Origin of the sequence: Streptomyces griseorubiginosus, from assembly GCF_017614965.1 — a bacterium.
In the GTDB taxonomy this organism is placed as follows: domain Bacteria; phylum Actinomycetota; class Actinomycetes; order Streptomycetales; family Streptomycetaceae; genus Streptomyces; species Streptomyces griseorubiginosus_B.
In genome coordinates, this window is record NZ_WVUG01000467.1 from 1 (window position 1) to 4,758 (window position 4,758).

Annotated in this window: 3 protein-coding genes and 1 pseudogene; 2 read left to right on the forward strand and 2 right to left on the reverse strand. The window is 69.5% G+C overall.

Translation table 11 applies throughout. The annotated features are described in order from the left end of the window. A pseudogene (locus tag GRC12_RS41960) lies at positions 1-600 on the reverse strand (helix-turn-helix transcriptional regulator); the annotation flags it as partial. Between the two features lie 430 nt (positions 601-1,030). On the opposite strand from GRC12_RS41960, the gene GRC12_RS41965 reads away from it, so the two are divergent. Further along, positions 1,031-1,366: a hypothetical protein gene (locus tag GRC12_RS41965; RefSeq protein ID WP_133044153.1), complete on the forward strand. Its 336-nt coding sequence runs from the start codon at positions 1,031-1,033 to the stop codon at positions 1,364-1,366. A gap of 172 nt (positions 1,367-1,538) precedes the next feature. Here GRC12_RS41965 and GRC12_RS41970 read toward each other — a convergent pair whose 3' ends face one another. After that, positions 1,539-1,952 (reverse strand): pyridoxamine 5'-phosphate oxidase family protein, encoded by a 414-nt coding sequence (locus tag GRC12_RS41970; RefSeq protein ID WP_208785703.1) that lies wholly within the window; start codon positions 1,950-1,952, stop codon positions 1,539-1,541. Between the two features lie 115 nt (positions 1,953-2,067). Here GRC12_RS41970 and clpB point away from each other — a divergent pair, with 115 nt between their 5' ends. Beyond that, positions 2,068-4,665 (forward strand): ATP-dependent chaperone ClpB, encoded by a 2,598-nt coding sequence (gene clpB, locus GRC12_RS41975; RefSeq protein ID WP_208785704.1) that lies wholly within the window; start codon positions 2,068-2,070, stop codon positions 4,663-4,665. Positions 4,666-4,758 lie beyond the last annotated feature (93 nt).

The following is a 4,758-nucleotide window of genomic DNA, read 5'->3' on the forward strand; positions in this document are numbered from 1 at the left end:
CGCCACGGTCTCGTCGCAGATGATCAGCCGCTCGACCAGCTCGTCGATTGTCCGGTACTCGACCTTGCCGTCGGTGAACTGGGCGACGTAGGCCAGCGTCTCCGGACTGTAGCGGGCGGGGTGCTGGTACAGCGTGCGGATGCGGCAGCCCCGCTCGATCAGCGGACGGTCCCGGTTGAGGCCCTGGGCGAGGGTGTGCTCCAGGCGGCGACGGCTCGGCTGGACCGTGAGCATCTCCGTCTGGGTCTGGGCGGTGGCCAGGTCGAGCGCCGCGTTGATCCGGTCCAGGCCCTCCAGCACGGTGATGGAGTGAGTGGTGGCCGTCGGCTGGGCACTGATGCTCATGAACGGCTCGAAAGCGTCGGCGAGTTCGATGGACTCCCGGCGGCGCTGGGTGATCTCGTGCTCGATCGGGTTGAGCCGCTGGGCGAGGGCGATCGAGGGGGGTACCGGGCGTAGCCAGTTCGGGTCGTCGGGATCGGGATGAAGGAGGGCGAACTCCATCAAACAGGGCGCGGGTTCCACATCCGCACGGGCTAGGCGTCCCGTCCGGAGAGCGTTCCCGTAAAGGCGGCGCCCGTCCTCGCACAGGGCGGTCAGCCCGTGGGGATGTGTCCGCTTAGTCTCATTTATCGCCAAATCTCCACCCCCCAGGGTCCTGAACGTGCAGGAACATGATGCATCGTTTGTGTGGCCATGACGTGCCGGAATGGGCCATCGTCGTATTCGGACGGGGGAGAGGTGACCTTTACATGAGGACGAAGCCGACTATGCATAAGAGAATGCTTCGCTCGGCGCTTGTCGCCGCCTTCTCCACCGCTGTGGCCTTCGGAGTACTCGGCGGCCTCACGGGGGCGAAGGGCGACAGCGCGCAGGACAGCACTTGGCGCACGACCTCTGTCTCCGCCGCCGCGGCCGGCGACAGTACGTGGGTCGTCACGGCGGCGGACGTCCCGGGTGACAGCACGTGGGTCGCGCCCAGTGACAGCACGTGGGTGGCGCCCAGCGACAGCACGTGGGCCGTGCAGTCATGACCACCCCACCCGACGACCGCTCCTTCCGCCGCGAGATGGCCACCGCCTACCGCTCGGGCTGGCACTTCATCGACCTCGTCACCGCGATCCCCCACTCCGGTGACTCGCTGATGGTGACCGTCTTCGGTGAGCCGGTCGTCGTCACGCGGGACGAGGACGAGGACGTACGGGCGTACCGGTGCCTGCGGCGGCCTCGGGGGGCGCCGCAGCCCGTGCGGTGTGCCGTCCGGTACGGAATGATCTTTGTGAACCTGGACCAACGAGACCATCGGCTGGTGGAACCGGAAACCCCCCAAGTTCGGACCATCTCAGCCACCCCCCGCAGTGCCTGACGCGATTCCCCCGTCGTAACAGATCGCTCAGGTGCTTCCCCCCGCAGCGGCGTCACCGTGACCTGAACACGGTGACGCCGCTGCAGCTTTGGGCGACATTTCGGGATATCGGGCCAAGCGGCGACCGTCGGCCAGTGGCCGGAATTCGGCCGGTACCGCGAACCGCCCGGCGTCACCCCTGCCCCATCGCCCGCGTCAGCTCGATCTCGATCACCACCCGGTCGGGATTCGGCGCCGGCGTGCGCTCGTAGCGCTCGGCGTAGCGCCGCTCGGCCTCCGCGACCCGTGCGCGGTCCGTCCGTACGGCGGCCCGGCCCTCCAGCGTCGCCCAGCGCCGCCCGTCCACCTGGCACACGGCGACCCGTGCCCCCTCGGATCCGGCCGCCAGCACATGGGCCACCTTCGTACTGGACTTGTTGGTGATCACCCGAGCCAGTCGCGCCTCGGGGTCGTATGTGACACCGACGGGCACCACGTGCGGGCTGCCGTCCGGGCGGAGGGTGGTCAGTGTGCACAGGTGGCGTTCCCGCCAGAAACGGAGGTACGCGGGGTCCGGGGCGCCGGGGTCCTGGGTGTAGGTCGCCATGCCCGGAACTTAGCCCCTGGGGACCTCCTGCTCTACCCTTGAGTGGAATAGACTCAACTTTGTGTACGCTGACTGAGTCAGCAACTGGAGAACGTGGCAGGAGGAGAGCGCGAACGTGGACGCCGAGCTGACCAACCGGAGCCGGGACGCCATCAACGCGGCGAGCAACCGCGCCGTGACCGAGGGGCACCCCGACCTCACCCCCGCCCACCTGCTCCTCGCACTGCTCCAGGGGCAGGACAACGAGAACATCACCGACCTGCTGGCCGCCGTCGACGCCGACCAGGCGGCCGTACGCGCCGGAGCGGAGAAGATCCTCGCCGGACTGCCCAGCGTGACCGGTTCCACCGTCGCGCCCCCGCAGCCCAACCGCGAGCTGCTCGCCGTCATCGCCGACGCCACCGAGCGCGCCCGCGACCTCGGCGACGAGTACCTCTCCACCGAGCACCTGCTCCTCGGCATCGCCGCCAAGGGCGGGCCGGCCGGTGACGTACTGTCCGGGCAGGGGGCCAGTGCCAAGAAGCTGCAGGAAGCCTTTCAGAAGGCGAGGGGAGGACGCCGGGTGACCACACCCGACCCCGAGGGCCAGTACAAGGCCCTGGAGAAGTTCGGCACCGACTTCACGGCGGCGGCCCGGGACGGCAAGCTCGACCCCGTCATCGGCCGCGACCAGGAGATCCGCCGCGTCGTACAGGTGCTCTCGCGCCGCACCAAGAACAACCCCGTCCTCATCGGCGAGCCCGGCGTCGGCAAGACCGCCGTCGTCGAGGGGCTCGCCCAGCGGATCGTCAAGGGGGACGTGCCCGAGTCGCTGAAGGACAAGCGGCTGGTCGCCCTGGACCTCGGCGCGATGGTCGCCGGGGCGAAGTACCGGGGTGAGTTCGAGGAGCGGCTGAAGACCGTCCTGGCCGAGATCAAGGACTCGGACGGCCAGATCATCACCTTCATCGACGAGCTGCACACCGTCGTCGGCGCGGGCGCCGGGGGCGACTCCGCGATGGACGCCGGCAACATGCTCAAGCCCATGCTGGCCCGCGGCGAACTGCGCATGGTCGGCGCCACCACCCTCGACGAGTACCGCGAGCGCATCGAGAAGGACCCCGCCCTGGAGCGCCGCTTCCAGCAGGTCCTGGTCGCCGAGCCCACCGTCGAGGACACCATCGCGATCCTCCGCGGCCTCAAGGGCCGTTACGAGGCCCACCACAAGGTCCAGATCGCCGACAGCGCGCTCGTCGCCGCCGCGACCCTCTCGGACCGCTACATCACCTCCCGTTTCCTCCCCGACAAGGCCATCGACCTCGTCGACGAGGCCGCCTCGCGGCTGCGCATGGAGATCGACTCCTCCCCGGTCGAGATCGACGAACTCCAGCGCGCCGTCGACCGGCTGAAGATGGAGGAGCTGGCGCTGGAGAAGGAGACCGACCCGGCCTCCCGCGAGCGGCTGGAGAAGCTGCGCCGCGACCTCGCCGACAAGGAGGAGGAGCTGCGCGGCCTGACCGCCCGCTGGGAGAAGGAGAAGCAGTCCCTCAACCGCGTCGGTGAACTCAAGGAGAAGCTCGACGAGTTGCGCGGCACCGCCGAACGCGCCCAGCGCGACGGCGACTTCGACACCGCCAGCAAGCTGCTGTACGGCGAGATCCCGGCCCTGGAACGGGACTTGGAGGCCGCGTCGGAAGCGGAGGAGGAGGCCGCCAAGGACACCATGGTCAAGGAGGAGGTCGGCTCCGACGACATCGCGGACACCGTCGCCGCCTGGACCGGCATCCCCGCCGGGCGCCTGCTGGAGGGCGAGACGCAGAAGCTGCTGCGCATGGAGGAGGAGCTGGGCAAGCGCCTGATCGGCCAGAAGGAGGCCGTGCAGGCGGTGTCCGACGCCGTGCGCCGCACCCGCGCCGGCATCTCCGACCCCGACCGCCCGACCGGCTCCTTCCTCTTCCTGGGCCCGACGGGCGTCGGCAAGACCGAACTCGCCAAGGCGCTCGCCGACTTCCTCTTCGACGACGAGCGGGCCATGGTCCGCATCGACATGTCCGAGTACGGCGAGAAGCACAGTGTCGCCCGTCTGGTCGGCGCGCCTCCCGGCTACGTCGGCTACGAGGAGGGCGGTCAGCTGACCGAGGCGGTGCGCAGGCGGCCGTACAGCGTGGTGCTGCTGGACGAGGTCGAGAAGGCGCACCCCGAGGTCTTCGACGTGCTGCTGCAGGTGCTGGACGACGGCCGTCTGACGGACGGTCAGGGCCGTACGGTCGACTTCCGCAACACGATCCTGGTGCTGACCTCAAACCTCGGCAGCCAGTTCCTGGTCGACCCGTTGACCAGCGAGGCGGAGAAGAAGGAGCAGGTCCTGGAGGTGGTCCGGACGTCCTTCAAGCCGGAGTTCCTCAACCGCCTCGACGACCTGGTGGTCTTCTCGGCGCTGACCAAGACCGAGCTGGAGCGCATCGCCAAGCTCCAGATCGACCGTCTGGCCAAGCGGCTGGCGGAGCGGCGCCTCACCCTGGAGATCACCGACGAGGCGCTGGACTGGCTCGCCACGGAGGGCCTGGACCCGGCCTACGGCGCCCGTCCGCTGCGCCGCCTCGTCCAGAGCGCCATCGGCGACCGCCTCGCCAAGGAGATCCTGGCGGGCGAGGTCAAGGACGGCGACACGGTCCGGGTGGACGCGTTCGGAGATGGCCTGATCGTCGGGCCGACGACGGGCAAGACGCTGTAACCGACAACGCGGCCCCGGGTACGTGACCCGGGGCCGCGTCTCGTTTCTGGGCCGCGTCCTGGCTCAGTTGCCGCCCCCGCCGCAGCCGCCCCC